The organism is Paraburkholderia caballeronis, from assembly GCF_900104845.1.
GTDB classification, from domain to species: domain Bacteria; phylum Pseudomonadota; class Gammaproteobacteria; order Burkholderiales; family Burkholderiaceae; genus Paraburkholderia; species Paraburkholderia caballeronis.
In genome coordinates this window covers 1,218,969-1,234,660 of the sequence record NZ_FNSR01000001.1, presented here as the reverse complement: position 1 = coordinate 1,234,660, position 15,692 = coordinate 1,218,969, and the positions used below count along the sequence as shown (strand labels likewise).

General features: G+C 62.6%; 15 protein-coding genes, 3 tRNA genes and 1 pseudogene. 11 read left to right on the top strand and 8 right to left on the bottom strand.

Annotated features, from left to right (window positions below; genetic code table 11):
- Window positions 1–248 precede the first annotated feature (248 nt).
- On the bottom strand, window positions 249–452 hold the full coding sequence (locus BLV92_RS05505) for a cold-shock protein (protein WP_028205165.1): 204 nt from the start codon (window positions 450–452) through the stop codon (window positions 249–251).
- A gap of 399 nt (window positions 453–851) precedes the next feature.
- Here BLV92_RS05505 and BLV92_RS05500 point away from each other — a divergent pair, with 399 nt between their 5' ends.
- Both BLV92_RS05500 and BLV92_RS05495 read left to right on the top strand, forming a co-directional pair.
- Window positions 852–1,082, top strand: coding sequence for a hypothetical protein (locus BLV92_RS05500; RefSeq protein ID WP_090542964.1), 231 nt, complete (start codon window positions 852–854; stop codon window positions 1,080–1,082).
- Window positions 1,083–1,620: 538 nt separating this feature from the next.
- Window positions 1,621–2,793 (top strand): porin, encoded by a 1,173-nt coding sequence (locus BLV92_RS05495; RefSeq protein WP_090542962.1) that lies wholly within the window; start codon window positions 1,621–1,623, stop codon window positions 2,791–2,793.
- 104 nt (window positions 2,794–2,897) lie between these two features.
- On the opposite strand, the gene greB is transcribed toward BLV92_RS05495, so the two are convergent.
- Window positions 2,898–3,464 carry a transcription elongation factor GreB gene (gene greB, locus BLV92_RS05490; RefSeq protein WP_090542960.1) on the bottom strand — a complete coding sequence of 189 codons (567 nt, stop codon included), beginning with the start codon at window positions 3,462–3,464 and terminating at the stop codon, window positions 2,898–2,900.
- 113 nt (window positions 3,465–3,577) lie between these two features.
- Here greB and BLV92_RS05485 point away from each other — a divergent pair.
- Both BLV92_RS05485 and BLV92_RS05480 read left to right on the top strand, forming a co-directional pair.
- A tRNA-Arg gene (locus BLV92_RS05485) sits at window positions 3,578–3,654 on the top strand.
- A gap of 70 nt (window positions 3,655–3,724) precedes the next feature.
- Window positions 3,725–3,801: transfer RNA gene (locus BLV92_RS05480), tRNA-Arg, on the top strand.
- Window positions 3,802–3,894: 93 nt separating this feature from the next.
- On the opposite strand, the gene BLV92_RS05475 is transcribed toward BLV92_RS05480, so the two are convergent.
- From BLV92_RS05475 to BLV92_RS05455, 5 genes are all read right to left on the bottom strand, one after another.
- On the bottom strand, window positions 3,895–4,383 hold the full coding sequence (locus tag BLV92_RS05475) for a phage protein NinX family protein (RefSeq protein WP_090542959.1): 489 nt from the start codon (window positions 4,381–4,383) through the stop codon (window positions 3,895–3,897).
- 137 nt (window positions 4,384–4,520) lie between these two features.
- Complete coding sequence (locus BLV92_RS05470; protein WP_090542957.1) at window positions 4,521–6,887, bottom strand: RelA/SpoT family protein; 2,367 nt, start codon at window positions 6,885–6,887, stop codon at window positions 4,521–4,523.
- Window positions 6,888–6,978: 91 nt separating this feature from the next.
- Window positions 6,979–7,182 (bottom strand): DNA-directed RNA polymerase subunit omega, encoded by a 204-nt coding sequence (gene rpoZ / locus BLV92_RS05465; protein WP_006025620.1) that lies wholly within the window; start codon window positions 7,180–7,182, stop codon window positions 6,979–6,981.
- Window positions 7,183–7,220: 38 nt separating this feature from the next.
- On the bottom strand, window positions 7,221–7,913 hold the full coding sequence (gmk, locus tag BLV92_RS05460) for a guanylate kinase (protein ID WP_090542955.1): 693 nt from the start codon (window positions 7,911–7,913) through the stop codon (window positions 7,221–7,223).
- Between the two features lie 12 nt (window positions 7,914–7,925).
- The gene (locus BLV92_RS05455; RefSeq protein ID WP_090542953.1) at window positions 7,926–8,852 is read right to left on the bottom strand and encodes a YicC/YloC family endoribonuclease; all 927 of its coding nucleotides are present in this window, start codon (window positions 8,850–8,852) and stop codon (window positions 7,926–7,928) included.
- Between the two features lie 285 nt (window positions 8,853–9,137).
- Between BLV92_RS05455 and rph the strand changes: the two genes are divergently transcribed.
- The 4 genes from rph to BLV92_RS05435 all read left to right on the top strand — a co-directional run bounded on the left by rph (window position 9,138) and on the right by BLV92_RS05435 (window position 11,870).
- On the top strand, window positions 9,138–9,887 hold the full coding sequence (gene rph / locus BLV92_RS05450; RefSeq protein ID WP_090542951.1) for a ribonuclease PH: 750 nt from the start codon (window positions 9,138–9,140) through the stop codon (window positions 9,885–9,887).
- The gene (gene rdgB, locus BLV92_RS05445; protein ID WP_090542949.1) at window positions 9,880–10,512 is read left to right on the top strand and encodes an RdgB/HAM1 family non-canonical purine NTP pyrophosphatase; all 633 of its coding nucleotides are present in this window, start codon (window positions 9,880–9,882) and stop codon (window positions 10,510–10,512) included. Before rph ends, rdgB begins: the two co-directional genes overlap by 8 nt.
- Window positions 10,509–11,726 carry a radical SAM family heme chaperone HemW gene (hemW, locus tag BLV92_RS05440; RefSeq protein ID WP_090542947.1) on the top strand — a complete coding sequence of 406 codons (1,218 nt, stop codon included), beginning with the start codon at window positions 10,509–10,511 and terminating at the stop codon, window positions 11,724–11,726. The genes rdgB and hemW overlap by 4 nt, the downstream gene beginning before the upstream one ends.
- Window positions 11,727–11,780: 54 nt before the next feature.
- Window positions 11,781–11,870: transfer RNA gene (locus BLV92_RS05435), tRNA-Ser, on the top strand.
- Between the two features lie 728 nt (window positions 11,871–12,598).
- Here BLV92_RS05435 and BLV92_RS05430 read toward each other — a convergent pair.
- A pseudogene (locus tag BLV92_RS05430) lies at window positions 12,599–12,859 on the bottom strand (transposase); the annotation flags it as partial.
- Window positions 12,860–13,533: 674 nt separating this feature from the next.
- Here BLV92_RS05430 and BLV92_RS32320 point away from each other — a divergent pair.
- From BLV92_RS32320 to BLV92_RS05410, 3 genes are all read left to right on the top strand, one after another.
- A complete protein-coding gene (locus tag BLV92_RS32320; RefSeq protein WP_177197973.1) occupies window positions 13,534–14,415 on the top strand; it encodes a hypothetical protein in 882 nt (293 codons plus the stop codon).
- Between the two features lie 57 nt (window positions 14,416–14,472).
- Window positions 14,473–14,868 (top strand): hypothetical protein, encoded by a 396-nt coding sequence (locus BLV92_RS05415; protein WP_090542944.1) that lies wholly within the window; start codon window positions 14,473–14,475, stop codon window positions 14,866–14,868.
- A gap of 141 nt (window positions 14,869–15,009) precedes the next feature.
- On the top strand, window positions 15,010–15,681 hold the full coding sequence (locus tag BLV92_RS05410; RefSeq protein ID WP_090542942.1) for a DUF4760 domain-containing protein: 672 nt from the start codon (window positions 15,010–15,012) through the stop codon (window positions 15,679–15,681).
- Window positions 15,682–15,692 lie beyond the last annotated feature (11 nt).

Here is a 15,692-nt window from a genome sequence, read left to right as displayed (position 1 = left end):
TGATGCCACAGGCGGGAAACGGGCAAAGTATGCACCACTTCCGGCGCGGCGGCAGAGTGTAGCGGGGGCGGTTTTAAGCACTTAAGTATTCAGCGGCGCTCTGGATCAATCGGCCCGCGTCGAGAACCCTGCTTATACATGCGCCTGTCGGCTCGCCCGATCGGACGCCAATAAAAAAGCCCCGGATGAACGGGGCTTTTTCTTCGTGGCAGTGGCGCTGGCGCATGAGGCACCCGCGCTGCGTCACTTCACAGCGGCTGGATGTTCGCAGCCTGCTTGCCCTTCGGGCCGACCTTAACGTCGAAGGAAACACGCTGGTTTTCCTTCAACGACTTGAAGCCATCGGCCCGAATTTCCGAGAAGTGCGCGAACAGATCGTCGCCGCCGGCGTCCGACGTGATAAAGCCGAAGCCTTTCGCATCATTGAACCATTTGACGATACCGGTTTCCATATTTCAGTTTCCCTCGAGATTTTAATGACGCGGGCTTAAACCCGTACGCCGATAAAAACTGTTCTCGGTCCAGCAGATAATACGAGCCGCGCGGGATGCGCAAACGGGCCGAAAAATCAGTGTTGTTGTTATACGGGGAACGAGTTTCGGCAGTCAAGCGAATTTTTTATAACACCTCCACTGATACGCCGATAAAGCCGGCACGCATCAAAAGACGCGTCGAAAAATGCACAAAAGCGAACAGGTTTCGTGTTTGTCGCTTATCCGTTCTGGATAGAAGTTTAAGAAAGTTTTGCTAAATGTAACAATTAGTGTCAAACGTAAGTGTTTTTACCGGTTGTTAAAGTAAAACATTCAGTTCAATATTTTTGCTATCCAGCGTAATTCGGGAGATTAGTCATGCTGACTGCCCTGCGGCATCTGATGGCCTGGGTCGTGCGAAACGATGCATCCGCGTTATCGTTCGCCGGCACCACCGGCGCAGCGGCCACTGCCACTTCGTGGCACGGCGACCACTGGCAGAACCTGCTGTGTTCCCCTATGGACGCCCGTCACTATGTAATGGAAGATTGGACCGTGCTGCCGGAACCTGAAACCGCAGCGTGCCGCAACAGTATGCGTCGCCGCTGAACGAAAACATCCAGCCCGTTCGAAAGCAAAAAAAAGCGCGGCTAGAGGCCGCGCTGACAAAGGTTTGGAGATCTTTTTCGTCAACGAAAAAGTCTGCTTCGGAAAGCAGCGTCTTAAGTATAGCGGGCGGCGTGCCGTAATATTAACTGTGCGGGGCACAATCATCTGTTACCTGCACCGCAATAATGACGCGTTAGTCGCGACGGATTGTTACCGAACGCAACTTTGCTGTAGTAATCGCACAACGCTGATCGGTTGACACCTTCGCACCGCCATCTCGATATCCCGCTCGATCCCTTTACCAGCAAGGCTTGAGCGCGATTTCAAAACAATTTCCGCAATAGAAATACTTTATTGCGGATTTCGGAATGCCCCGTTCCCGAGCGGTCTCTCTACACTTTGCCTGTCCGGAAACCGGCACGCCTGTCGGAGGGAAGTCCATCCGACGCGCATTTACGCCTCTCGCTGCGCTTGCGTAGCGGTTTCTCTACAAGCCTGGGTTTCCCCAAACCCATCCCTGTTCTCGGAGTTTACAAAGATGAAAAAGACTCTCATGGTCGCGGCCCTTTCGGGCGTTTTTGCAACGGCAGCGCATGCCCAAAGCAGCGTCACGCTGTACGGCCTGATCGACGCCGGCATCACTTACACGAACAACCAGAACGGTCACAGCGCCTGGCAGGAAAAGAGCGGCACGCTCAACGGCAGCCGCTGGGGCCTGCGTGGTGCTGAAGACCTGGGCGGCGGTCTGAAGGCAATCTTCACGTTGGAAAACGGCTTCAACATCGCCAACGGCACGTCGGGCCAAAGCAGCCGCATGTTCGGCCGTCAAGCGTTCGTCGGTCTGTCGAGCACGCAATACGGCGCCGTGACCCTCGGCCGTCAGTACGACAGCGTCGTCGACTACCTTGCACCGCTGTCGAACACCGGCACGCAATACGGCGGCACGATCGCGGCCCACCCGTATGACAACGACAACCTGAACAACTCGGTCCGCTTCAACAACACGATCAAGTACTCGAGCGTGAACTATGCGGGCTTCAAGTTCGGCGGCACGTACTCGTTCTCGAACAGCAGCGAATTCGCGAACAACCGTGCGTACAGCTTCGGCGCGTCGTACAACTGGGGTCCCCTGGCGTTCGCGGCTGGTTACCTGCAACTGAACAACGACGTGCCGGCCGGCGCGTTCGCCAACGGCAACGGCCCGGCTTCTTCCGCAGCTGGCGCGCAAACCGGCGAATGGACGTTCCTGGCTGGTCGCCAACGCACGTTCGGCGGCGGCGTGAACTACACGTTCGGCCCGGCAACGGCGGGCTTCGTGTACACGCAGACGAACCTGGGCGACACGCTCGGTGGCGGCATTTCCAGCACGCAATCGGGTAAGGGTTCCGGCGTTGCTTTCAATGGCAACAGCGCACGCTTCCAGAACTTTGAAGGCAACATCCGCTACGCTCTGACCCCGGCGATCAGCCTGGCCGGCGCGTACACGTACACCCGTGCCGACTTCGGCGGCGGCGTGAACCCGAACTACAACACGGTCAGCCTGCAGTCGGACTACGCTCTGTCGAAGCGTACCGACGTGTACCTGCAAGGTAACTGGCAGCACGTCAGCTCGAACTCGGACAACATCGGCGCGTTCCTGAACGGCCTGAGCTCGGCTTCGACGCGTCAGGACCAGGTTGCTGTGACGGCTGGTATCCGCCACCGCTTCTAAGCAACACGCAGTACCGCAGTATCGAAAAGGCGCCGCTTGCGGCGCCTTTTTTATCTTCACCGCCGCCTATTGCGCGACTGTGGCCAAATCGACCTGGCCGAGCGCTACGCGCCACCAGCCGCCGGGTACCGCACATCGAGCACGTCGATGGCCTGTGGCCCAACCGGCGTATGCAGCGTCACCTGATCGCCGATCTTCGCTTTCAGCAACGCGCGCGCAATCGGCGAAATCCAGCTGACATGCCCGCGCTCCAGATCGACCTCGTCGATGCCGACGATCGTCACCGTATGGACCTCGCCGTCCTCCGTCCCATACTCGACGGTCGCCCCGAAAAACACCTGATCGACGTTCTCCTGCCGGCTGCTATCGACGACCTCCGCCAGATCGAGCCGCTTGGTCAGGAAGCGAATGCGCCTGTCGATTTCGCGCAACCGCCGCTTCCCGTAGATGTAATCGCCGTTCTCCGACCGGTCGCCGTTCGACGCCGCCCACGACACCAGTTTCACGACCTCCGGCCGCTCGTCGTCGATCAGATGCAGCAACTCACCACGCATCCGCTGATAACCGGCCGGCGTGATGTAGTTCTTCGCGCCGGCGGGAATCTCCGGCTGGCCAGCATCGAGATCGTCGTCATCGTTGTCGGCGGATTCTTTGACAAAAGCCTTGTTCATGATCTGTGACTGCGTTGGATATCCGATGCAGATTACACGAAGTCGCCAATGTGACAAATCGCGACCCCGCTCTTCCCTTTTTTCGAAGCGCTGCTATAATCTCACTTCTGCGTGCGGCTGTAGCTCAGTTGGATAGAGTACTTGGCTACGAACCAAGGGGTCGTGGGTTCGAATCCTGCCAGCCGCACCATCTTTTCGAGGGCCTTCCTCACCGGAAGGCCCTTTTGTTTCACCGGGATGCGTAGTACCGTCTCCGGTATGCGGCTGTAGCTCAGTTGGATAGAGTACTTGGCTACGAACCAAGGGGTCGTGGGTTCGAATCCTGCCAGCCGCACCATATTGTGAAAGTGAAAGGCCTTCCTGATCGCAAGTCAGGAAGGCCTTTTTCTTTCCCGGCAGCCACGGACAAGTCAGTTCGCGCCCCTCGTGCTCAGCGCGGCGGCGACCCGATGTCACCGATGCGACCGTCCGGCGTCGGCACGTCGGCGACGTCGCCGACCGCGCTCGGCTCCGAAACCGGCTCGACGCGATCGCCGAACAGCACCTGCGGATGACGCATCATCTCGCCGACACGCTCTCCAAACCGGCTCGTCACGAACGCTCTCAGCAGCGCCAGCCGCACGCATTCGCCGTATCCGTCGACAACCCGTCCGTCACCGTCGAATTCAGCCTGGCAGCGCACCGGCTCCCCCGCGCGCCGCGCGCGGACCTCGAAGCGCGTCGCGCGCTCCAGCACGACGCCAGCCGCCTCCCACGACGTCGACGGTGTAAAACGGCCATCCCAGGGCCGGCCGCGATCGTTGCCGCGCACCGCGACCTTTGCGCCGCTGTCAGTGAAATAGATTTCGCGTACGAAGTCGGGCAGCCCGCGGGCCACCCAGTAGTCGAGCGTGATGCCGGTCAGGTCAGCTACGTTCATCGCGTGCTCCTTGCATCGGATCGGAAACGGTCAGCCTGCCGCAGCAGGCAATCGGGAATCTGACGACGCAAGAGCGGAACCCGCCGCGCGCGACGAGCGAAGCGGACGGCATCCGCCGCCCCGCCCGCTCTCGGACCTCAGTAGTCCGCCCGCTCCCGGTCGATCCGCATGCCGCCGTCGTGACGGTGATGCGTATCGTCGCTCGGCCGCTCGCGTGCGATACGCATGACATCCGGGTTCGTCCGAACCCGACGCATCACGTTCGCGAGGTGTACGCGGTCGCTGACCTGGATCACGAAGCGCAGCAGGTTCGACTCCTGCGACAGATCCTCGTCCATCGCGATGTGGACGATGTTCGCATCGGCGGACGTGATGTCGGCCGCGACACGCGCGAACACGCCCTTCGTATTCTTCACGAGCACCTTCACCGCGACGTCGAACAGCCGGCCCGGCTGCGGCGCCCATGCGACGTCGATCCAGCGGCCCGGGTCGCGCCGGTGGATCCGCTGCGCGACGCGACAGTCGGTCGTATGGATCGCCATCCCCAAGCCGATGCCGATGTAGCCCATGATGTCGTCGCCCGGAATCGGCCGGCAGCAGGCGGACAGTTGCACCGACATCCCTTCGGTGCCGGTGATCACGACCGGCGGCGCATGCGGCGTATGGGCCGGGTCGCGCGGCGGATGGTCGTCGTCGTCCGCATCCTGGCCGTTCATCAGCACCTCGATGCGCTTCGCCATCACCGCCGCGACGCGGCGGCCGAGGCCGATGTCCGCGAAGATTTCCTGCCGGTCCTTGTTGCCGGTCCACTGCACGAGCTTGTCCCACACCTCCGGCGATACGTCCGAAAGCTGGTAGCCGTAGCCCTTCAGCGCCTGGTCGACGAGCCGCTCGCCGAGCTGCACCGACTCGGTCAGCCGCATCGTCTTCAGGTAATGGCGTATCGCCGAGCGCGCCTTGCCGGTGCGCACGAAACCGAGCCACGCCGGATTCGGCTTCGAGTAGGGCGCGGTAATCACCTCGACGATGTCGCCGCTCTTCAACTCGGTGCGCAGCGGCAGCAGTTCGTTGTTGATCTTCACCGCGACGCACTGGTTGCCGAGGTCGCTGTGGATCGAGTATGCGAAGTCGAGCGCGGTCGCCCCGCGCGGCAGCGCCATGATCTTCGACTTCGGCGTGAACACGTAGACCGCATCCGGGAACAGGTCGATCTTCACGTGTTCGAGGAACTCGCTCGAATCGCCCGCTTCGCTCTGGATGTCGAGCAGCGACTTCAGCCACTGATGCGCGCGCTTCTGCACGTCGTTCAGGTCCGCGCCGCCGTTCTTGTACAGCCAGTGCGCGGCGACACCCGCTTCCGCGATCTCGTGCATCTTGCGGGTGCGGACCTGAAACTCGATCGGCGCGCCGAACGGCCCCACCAGCGTCGTATGCAGCGACTGGTAGCCGTTCACCTTCGGGATCGCGATGTAGTCCTTGAACTTGCCCGGCACCGGCTTGTACAGCGCATGCAGCGCGCCGATGCACGTATAACATTCGAGCGCCGTCTCCACGACGACGCGAAAGCCGTACACGTCGAGCACCTGCGAGAACGACAACTGCTTGTCGCGCATCTTCTTGTAGATGCTGAAGATGGTCTTCTCGCGGCCGGTGACTTCCGCGTCGATCTTCGCATCCGCGATCGCGCGCTGCACCGCTTCGAGAATCTTGCTGACCACTTCGCGCCGGTTGCCGCGCGCGGCCTTCACGGCCTTTTCGAGCGTCGCGTAGCGATGCGGATTGAAGTTCGCGAAGCTCAGGTCCTGCAGCTCGCGATAGGTGTTGTTCAGGCCGAGCCGATGCGCGATCGGCGCGTAGATGTCGAGCGTCTCGCGCGCGACGCGCCGGCGCTTTTCCATCGGCACCGCGCCGAGCGTGCGCATGTTGTGCAGCCGGTCCGCGAGCTTCACGAGGATCACGCGGACGTCGCGCGCCATCGCGAGCAGCATCTTGCGGAAGTTTTCCGCCTGCGCTTCCTCGCGGTTGCGAAACTCCATCTTGTCGAGCTTCGACAGACCGTCGACCAGTTCCGCGACCTTCGGACCGAAACGCTCGGCGATCTCGGCCTTCGTGACGCCCTGGTCCTCGATCACGTCGTGCAGCAGCGCGGCCATCACCGCCTGCGCGTCGAGCTTCCAGCCGGCGCAGATTTCCGCGACGGCGACGGGATGCGTGATGTAAGGCTCGCCGCTCTGACGATACTGCCCAAGGTGAGCCTCGTCGCTGAAGTGGAACGCGGCTTTGACTTCCTTGATCTCGTCCGGCGACATATAGCCGGACAGCGCAGCGGTCAGATTGGCGATCGAGACGACGCCGTGCTTGCGAGGCTGCTCCGGCGTGGCGGTCGGCCCGAACAGATGGCGAAACGATTGTTCGAGGACCGCGTCGATGTAGTTGCGTGCAGGCGTCGCGGAGTCGGCTTCCTGGTCCACTTCCGTGGCGGCCGGCGAGGGTGCGGAGCTCATGTTCCCCTCCGTATCAGGTGAACCGTTGGTGAGTGCGACTGGCCTGCACGCAGTATGAATCACATGGCAGGCGAATGCGACAGGCCGTTAGTTAAACCGGCACCTTTTTCAGCATTTCGACGCCGACCTGGCCGGCAGCGATTTCGCGCAGCGCGACGACGGTCGGCTTGTCGCGGCTTTCGATCTTCGGCGTGTGACCTTGTGCGAGCTGACGCGCGCGATAGGTCGCGGCAAGCGCCAGTTCGAAACGGTTCGGAATCTGTTTCAGACAGTCTTCGACGGTGATGCGGGCCATGTCGGGTTCCTTCTTTCTCTATAGGGTTCCATTCTACCTTATGTGCCCGACACGCCGGGCTGCGGCAGGTGAATGCCAAGCTGCACGAAAAGCTCTGTATGCCGCGCATATTGCGACGCGAAACGCAGCCGCGTCGCGGCCACCACGCAGCGCAGTTCCTTCAGCGCGGTATCGAAGTGCTCGTTGATCACCACATACTCCGCCTCGGCCGCGTGCGCCATCTCGCTGCCCGCCGCGAGCAGGCGTCGCGTGATCACGTTCGGCTCGTCCTGGCCGCGCTTCTTCAGCCGCTCTTCGAGCGCATCGAGCGACGGCGGCAGAATGAAGATCTCCACGGCATTGCGGAACTGCTTCTTCACCTGCTGCGCGCCCTGCCAGTCGATTTCGAGCAGTACGTCATGGCCCGTCTTCATCTGGTCTTCGATCCACACGCGCGACGTCGCGTAATAATTGCCGTGCACTTCCGCGCTTTCGAGGAACTCGCCCACCGCGTGGCGCGCGAGAAAATCGTCGACGGACGTGAAGTGGTAATGCTCGCCGTCGCGTTCCTTCGGACGCGGCGCGCGCGTCGTATAGGAGATCGACAGGCGGATCGCCGGGTCTTCCGCGAGCAGCGCGTTCACGAGCGTGGACTTGCCCGCGCCGGACGGCGCGACCACCATGAAAAGGTTGCCCGGATAAACGCCCGCATACGGATTGCGCGGCTTCGCTTCGCTGGTCTGGCCGGTCATGTTCTGACTTCCTTATTCGAGATTCTGTACCTGCTCGCGCATCTGCTCGATCAGCAGCTTGAGCGTCATCGACGCGTCCGCGAGTTCCTTCGCCGCCGCCTTCGAGCCGAGCGTGTTCGCCTCGCGGTTCAGCTCCTGCATCATGAAGTCGAGGCGCTTGCCGACCTTGCCGCCCTTCTCGATCACGTGACGCGTTTCGTTCAGGTGCGCGGTGAGGCGCGACAGCTCTTCCGCGATGTCGATGCGGATGCCGTACATCGTCACTTCCTGGCGGATGCGCTCGGAAATCTCCTCGCGCGACACGCCACCGACGTTGCCGCTCTCGGGCGCCGCGATGCCGAGCGCCTCCTGCAAGCGCTCGACGATCTTCTGCTGATGCTTGACGATCAGTTCCGGCACGAGCGGCGTGATCTTCGCGACGATCGTTTCCATTTCCGTCACGTTCGCGATCAGCATGTTCGCGAGTTGCGCGCCTTCGCGCGCGCGCACGTCGATCAGGTCGGCGATCGCCTGCTTGCCGCAGCCGAGCACCGCGTCGCGCAAGGTCTCCGGCGCGACGCCGCTTTCGGCCAGCACGCCCGGCCAGCGCAGGATCTCGCCGGTGCGCAGGCTGCCCGCGTCCGGAAACGCTTCGAGCACCGCGCGCTCCAGCGTCGCCAGTTGGTCGAGCGCGTCGCGGTTCAGCGCGCCCGCGTTCGCGGCCTGCTCGCTGCGCTGCACGTTGATCCGGATATCGACCTTGCCGCGCGACAGCTTCGTCATCAGCATCTCGCGCAGCGTCGGCTCGCAGACGCGCACGTCTTCCGGCATCCGGAAGTTGAGATCGAGAAAGCGCGAGTTGACGGTGCGCAGTTCGACTGACACGCTCACGCCGCCGGTGCCCGACGGCGCGGCAAGCTCGCGCGTCGCGCTTGCATAGCCGGTCATGCTGTAGATCATGGTTCGTCTCGCGAAGGGGCCGCGCCGCGCCTCGACGGCGAATCGAGGCGCGGCGCGGCGAAAGAATCGAGGCGCCCGGCGCTTGGTACCGGAACGTGCCGGGACAGACATGACGCGGGGCGGAGAACCGGCATTATCCCATTTTTGAACGCGCGCCCCGCCGGGCGCGGGCGACGCCCGTCGCGCGCCGGTCCGCTCCCGGCCGCGTCCGCGCTCGCCTGTCCGCAACCGGCGGAGACGGTAAAATTGCGCTTTCCCCTCCTCGTGCCTCGCGCACAACCGACGATGACCGAATCCATCCCGCGCCCCGGCCGCCCGAGCAGCCGCCTTGCCGACCAGCTCCGCGACGTCCGCATCACGCGCCACTATACGAAGTATGCCGAAGGATCGGTGCTCGTCGAGTTCGGCGACACGAAGGTGCTGTGCACCGCGAGCGTCTCCGAGCGCGTACCCGAGTTCCTGCGCGACCGCGGCCAGGGCTGGCTCACCGCCGAGTACGGGATGCTGCCGCGCGCCACCCACACGCGCAGCGACCGCGAAGCCGCGCGCGGCAAGCAGACCGGCCGCACCCAGGAGATCCAGCGGCTGATCGGCCGCGCGCTGCGCGCGGTGTTCGACCTCGAAGCGCTCGGCCCGCGCACGCTGAACCTCGACTGCGACGTGCTGCAGGCGGACGGCGGCACGCGCACCGCGAGCATCACCGGCGCGTTCGTCGCCGCGCACGACGCGGTGTCGAAGCTGCTCGCGACCGGCCGCATCGAAAGCTCGCCGATCACCGATTACGTCGCCGCGATTTCGGTCGGCATCTACGAAGGCCAGCCGGTGCTCGACCTCGATTACGCGGAGGACTCGCGCTGCGATACCGACATGAACGTCGTGATGACCGGCGCCGGCGGCCTCGTCGAAGTGCAGGGCACCGCCGAGGGCGCGCCGTTCTCGCGCAACGAGATGAACGCGCTGCTCGACCTCGCGCAAAGCGGCATCCGTGACTTGATCGGCAAGCAGAAGGCGGCGCTGGAGATCGCGCATGGCTGACACCGTGAACGCAGCGGACGGCGCGCTGTCGCGCGTCGTGCTCGCGTCGAACAACGCGGGCAAGCTGCGCGAATTCGCGGCGCTGCTCGGCGCGGCCGGCATCGAACTCGTGCCGCAGGGCGCGCTGAACGTGCCGGAAGCGGAAGAGCCGCATCCGACCTTCGTCGAGAACGCGCTGGCGAAAGCGCGGCACGCGGCGAAGCTCACCGGCCTGCCGGCGCTCGCCGACGATTCGGGCCTGTGCGTGCGCGCGCTGCACGGCGCGCCCGGCGTGCATTCGGCGCGTTATGCGCAACTGGCCGGCGGCGAGAAGAGCGACGCGGCGAACAACGCGCTGCTGGTCGAGCGCCTGAACGCACACGCGGATCGCCGCGCGTATTACTACTGCGTGCTCGCGCTCGTGCGCCACGCGGACGATCCCGAGCCGCTGATCGCCGAAGGCCGCTGGCACGGCGAGGTGCTCGATGCGCCGCGCGGCGACAACGGCTTCGGCTACGACCCGTACTTCTTCATCCCCGAACTCGGCGCGACCGCCGCGCAACTCGATCCGGCGGTGAAGAACGCATCGAGCCATCGCGCGATCGCGCTGCGCCAACTGCTCGCGCGGCTTACGGAGGACGCGTGAGCCCCGCCCCGACGACCGGCGCCGGCGTGATCCCCGCGTTCACCATGCCGGGCCGCATTCGACTCACGGCGCTGCCGCCGCTCGCGCTGTACGTGCATTTTCCGTGGTGCGTGCGCAAGTGTCCGTACTGCGACTTCAACTCGCACGAGTGGAAAGGCGAGCGCTTCCCCGAGGACGACTACCTCGACGCGCTGCGCGCCGACCTCGAACAGGCGCTGCCGCTCGTCTGGGGACGGCAGGTGCATACCGTGTTCATCGGCGGCGGCACGCCGAGCCTGTTGTCCGCGCACGGACTCGACCGGCTGCTGTCGGACGTGCGCGCGCTGCTGCCGCTCGATGCCGACGCGGAAATCACGATGGAAGCGAACCCCGGCACGTTCGAAGCCGACAAGTTCGCGCAGTTCCGCGCGAGCGGCGTGAACCGGCTGTCGGTCGGCATCCAGAGCTTCAACGAGGCGCACCTGAAGGCGCTCGGCCGCATCCACGACGCGACGCAGGCGCGCCATGCGGTCGACGTGGCCGCGCGGACCTTCGACAACTTCAATCTCGACCTGATGTTCGCGCTGCCGCAGCAGACGCTCGCCGAATGCCAGGCCGACATCGAGACCGCGCTGTCGTATGCGCCGCCGCATCTGTCGCTGTACCACCTGACGATGGAGCCGAATACGCTGTTCGCGAAGTTCCCGCCCGCGCTGCCGGACGACGACGCGTCGGCCGACATGCAGGACTGGATCCACGAGCGCACCGCGGCGGCCGGCTACGCGCGCTACGAGGTGTCCGCGTATGCGAAGCCGCACCGGCAGAGCCGCCACAACCTGAACTACTGGCGCTTCGGCGATTACCTCGGGATCGGCGCGGGCGCGCATACGAAGCTGTCGTTCCCGGAGCGGATCGTGCGGCAGGCGCGCTACAGGCATCCGGCGACGTTCATCGAGCAGGCGCGCGCGGGAACGCCGGTCCAGGAAGAGCATGAAGTGGGGCCGCGCGATCTGCCGTTCGAATTCATGCTGAACGCGCTGCGGCTCGTCGAGGGCTTTCCGGTGCATCGGTTCGTCGAGCGCACCGGGTTGCCGATGACGTCGATCGAGCCGGCGCTTCGGGACGCGGAACGGCGCGGGCTGATCGCGCGCGACCACGAGCGGATTGCGCCGACACCGCTGGGTCAGCGGTTCCTCAACGATCTGCAGGAGCTGTTCCTGAAGGATGCGGAGTAACGCGCTCGCGACGCTGCCGGCGGCGCGGGGTTTCGGGTTACAATGCGCGCCTTCGGAGGTGTGGCAGAGTGGTTGAATGCACCGGTCTTGAAAACCGGCGAAGGGGCAACCCTTCCGTGAGTTCGAATCTCACCGCCTCCGCCAATGAAGGCAGCTGAAGCCCCGTAAGTTCAAGGACTTACGGGGTTTTTGTTTTTCTCAGCCCATCAATTAGCCCATCACCGGGCAAAGTTTCACGGCTACCCCGGCGATTTCTCTTGCCGCGTCAGGGAGCCTTCGAGCGTTCGCCACGCCGACACTTGTCGAAGCAGCATGGAACTACCGGCTGCCGGCGAGAATCGGTGAATCGCTTCAGCCTCGCTTGGAAGGCCAACCTCAATCCATCATCGAGATTGCGTGGAAAGCGCAGCTTCGGCTCTGTCACAGATTTCGCCGACTGCGGGCACGTGGTCTTCATCAGAACAAGACGTGTGCAGCCATCGCCCGCGAACTATCCGGCTTCATCTGGGACATCGGAACGCGACTGCAACCAACCTGAGCATTCAAGCAACTCCCTCATCCATCCGCTGAAATACGGAGGGGCTATTGCAGAACTGACTTCTTCCACCTGATCGGTAACGCGGCACCGGGCACGATGAGGGGAATCCTCGAGACTTTTTTGTGAGCACGCAACTGCGTGATCTCCGTTATTAAGAGCGAGGCAGCCCCGTGACGGAAAGATGAAATGCGGTAACCAGTCCGCGGATATGAGCTTGATCCATCGTCGACAAACAGCCCGTGTGCCGCGTTACCCATCAGGTCGGATACGTTGACGTTCGAGATCGCGGCAGCGAGAACGGTGCTCGTCCCGCTTGCAAAAACAGGCCATATGAAAAAGCGTTCTCCAGCGTGAGCTGACCGATCTTCGCATGTAGCTCCTTCAAATCGACTTGCGGCTCGCTCGACGCCGTGCCCCCTGCGCCAAACACGTCGGCGGCACGCTCCTGCAACTGCCGCTTCCATTCAGTGGCCTGGTTCGGGTGCACATCGAACTGCTGCGCCAGTTCGGCTAGCGTCCGCTCACCCTTGACCGCCGCCATCGCCACTTTCGCTTTGAACGCGGCTGAGTGCGTCCGTCGGCTTCTCTTCGTCATCTTCAAGGTTCCTTTGTCGGCATTATCGCCGCCTCAGGCCCCGAGCGTTCCACTTATCCGATTGTCCGAATTTGCGAGGCCACCTCTCAACCTCGATGCGGGACAACTTGCAGCGTTTCTTCGAGGCATGCAGTCTGTGCGCTCAACCGGCATCGCACATCGAAAAGGAACAGAGTACGAAAAGCTAATCGCAAAGCTAAATATCGACGACGAGAACTGTCAAGCTGAGTTCGACCTGATCCTCACGAAGTTCGCTGCGTTGTTCGATCTGTTGCTGCAGGCAATCTCGCTCGAACCCCAGCCCGCGCCATCGGACAAATAAACATGCCTCGCGAGAAGATCCTCGCCGAGGACAATTCGACTGCACGGTTTGAACCACGAACTATGCAGAGTTATCCCTTGGCCCACCGGGTGGATATTTTGCGCGACGACCGGTGCGCTCCGGAAGGCGCCATTGGATATCGAACCGCGAGCGGCCGAAACGGGTCATGACAGTCGGTTACGGCCGGCCTGGAAATGCTGGCGCACCCACTCGCACGAAAGGACAGCCGGGACAGACCGGCACGAAGCAGCCGACCCGTGATGTCGGTTTTTTCTTTTGTGATCGATATCCCAAAAACATAGGCTCCCGATGGTCTGCTAGGTTTACGCCGTCACAAGCGACAGGGGCACCGATGGGCACCGAACTCAAAACAGATTCTTGGCACCGCTACATGCTGTACCGGCGCGATGACCGATACATGGCGTTAGAACCCGAGGAGAAAAGGCGGGAAGCGGCCGAGAAGGGCAAGCAATTCACACTGGCCGCCTACCCCGACGTGTGGGCGAAGGACACCAGGCTGGTGGAGCGCGTGCGCCAGTTTCTCGGCGCGAATTTCCACTGGCATGACAGGTTGGCAAAGTCTGGCTCTGATCTCGACGTTGTACAGACGCTGCACAATATGGTGCGAGGCGGTAGTGTCGCGGTCATTCCCGAGGAGCCTGTCCGCGGCGGCATTGCATGGCCACCAAAAACGGCCGCATCCACATCGTTTTGGGGCGTGTCCGACTACGGCGAAACGTCGCCCGTGGCAGTGAAGGGTCGCTATCAGGCGCAACTCGAACGGATGAACGCCGAGCGCTCGATCTGGGCCGAGACGGTAGCGATGATGGACGGCATCAATGCGGGCTTCATGGCAAAGATGGCCGGCATCTCGCCGACGCTCGATGCGATGTTTCAGGCGGCCGGTTGGACCGAAAAATACCCAGATGCCGGGGGCGGCGCGCTGTCCCTGCTGGGCGATGCGCGGCCGTTCGAATATGCTGAAGGTGCACTGTCAGGCGACGCGATGGACCTCGCTGGCAACCTCACACCCAACATGGGCACAGCCGGAAGCTGGTTCACGAATCCGGGCAGCGGCCAAATGCGCATGTACGGCCAGGGAGGTTTTCCTGTCGTCGATTTTGATTTCGATCACGATCACGGACAAGGCATTCCACACGCGCACAACTGGGAAGACAATGGCGGCCCCTTCCCCATTCGCGGCCCCGGCGTGCGATTTTCGCCGCTCCCTTGATACCCGGCTGCGGAATCATCCATCCAGCGATCGCACCTACACCCGTACCTGGTCATCATGAAAACCCGACACAACTACCACGACGCCGAGCTCGTCGGCTGCGCATACTCTCGCGCCGATGCGGCGCTCCTGCTCAGTTTCACGTGCGCCGACGGATCGACGCCAAAGATGATGTTCTCCAACGTCACCGCCGTGCGCGTCAACGATTTCAATCAACAGAATGTTGTGTCGCGACTGCTGATCTCGCCGTCGCACACGTTCACTCCTGACGAGATTCGCACCTATGTGAGTTGGGCGAACAGCCAGCATGACTATCGAGCCTCAATGACCGACGAGAAGGCCCAGTTGATCGCGGCAACCGTTGCCGAAAAACAATCCATCCTGTTCGTGCTGGAGCCGTCAGTCGGCGCCGAAGTCGTCGCGCTATGCCAGGGTCTGCAGGAAATTGACTGAACCCGGCACGGCGAAGAGCTGCGGCGCTTGCCCACTTCTTTGCGAACAGAGCAGTTACGGCAACAGACAGGCTAAAGTTCCGTGCACGCCCCGCGCAGCAAGAATAGGACAACAACATGACATGCTCCTCTTGCAAGGGCATTGCAGATCACTGTTGCTCATTTGCGCGACGCGTGGAAGAGGTACGTGCTGTCGTTGGCAGCGTTCGGACTGTTTGTCCTCGGCGCAATTATCGGCGCGTACTGGACTCCGCTCGGCTGCTTCCTCCGGACACACGGTGTCGGTGACTTCGTCCAGAAGGTCGCACCGGGCGTCGGTGTAATTGTCGCAATCTGCGTGTTCACGTGGCAGGCAAACAGGGCGCGCTACACGATGCGTATCGACCTCATCCTGAAGCTTGAGGAGCGATTCGACTCGCCGCAGATGCGGAAGACAAGAGCGGACGCGGCCCGGGCATTACAAGAGAGCGAGGACACGGATGCTGATGCCGTGGGCGAACTGCTCGATTTCCTCGAACAGATAGGGTTCCTGGTGTCCCGGCACGCGATCGACCTGGAGGCCGTGTACGAATACTTCGATGGGTGGATCGTCCCGTACTATCAGAAAACTAGGGCGTATCGTGTGCGTTGGCGTATTGACGACGACGCGCCTGATCTGCATTCGAAACTCGAAGACCTTTTTCAGGCGCTCGTCGTCCGCGAACGGCGGACAACCGGCGGAACCCCGTACCGGACGTCTCAACAAATCAATGAGTTTCTCAAAAGCGAAGCAGCGTTATCGCCCAAACGACTTTGGCTGACGGGGCGCCGCTAAGGGTGGATACG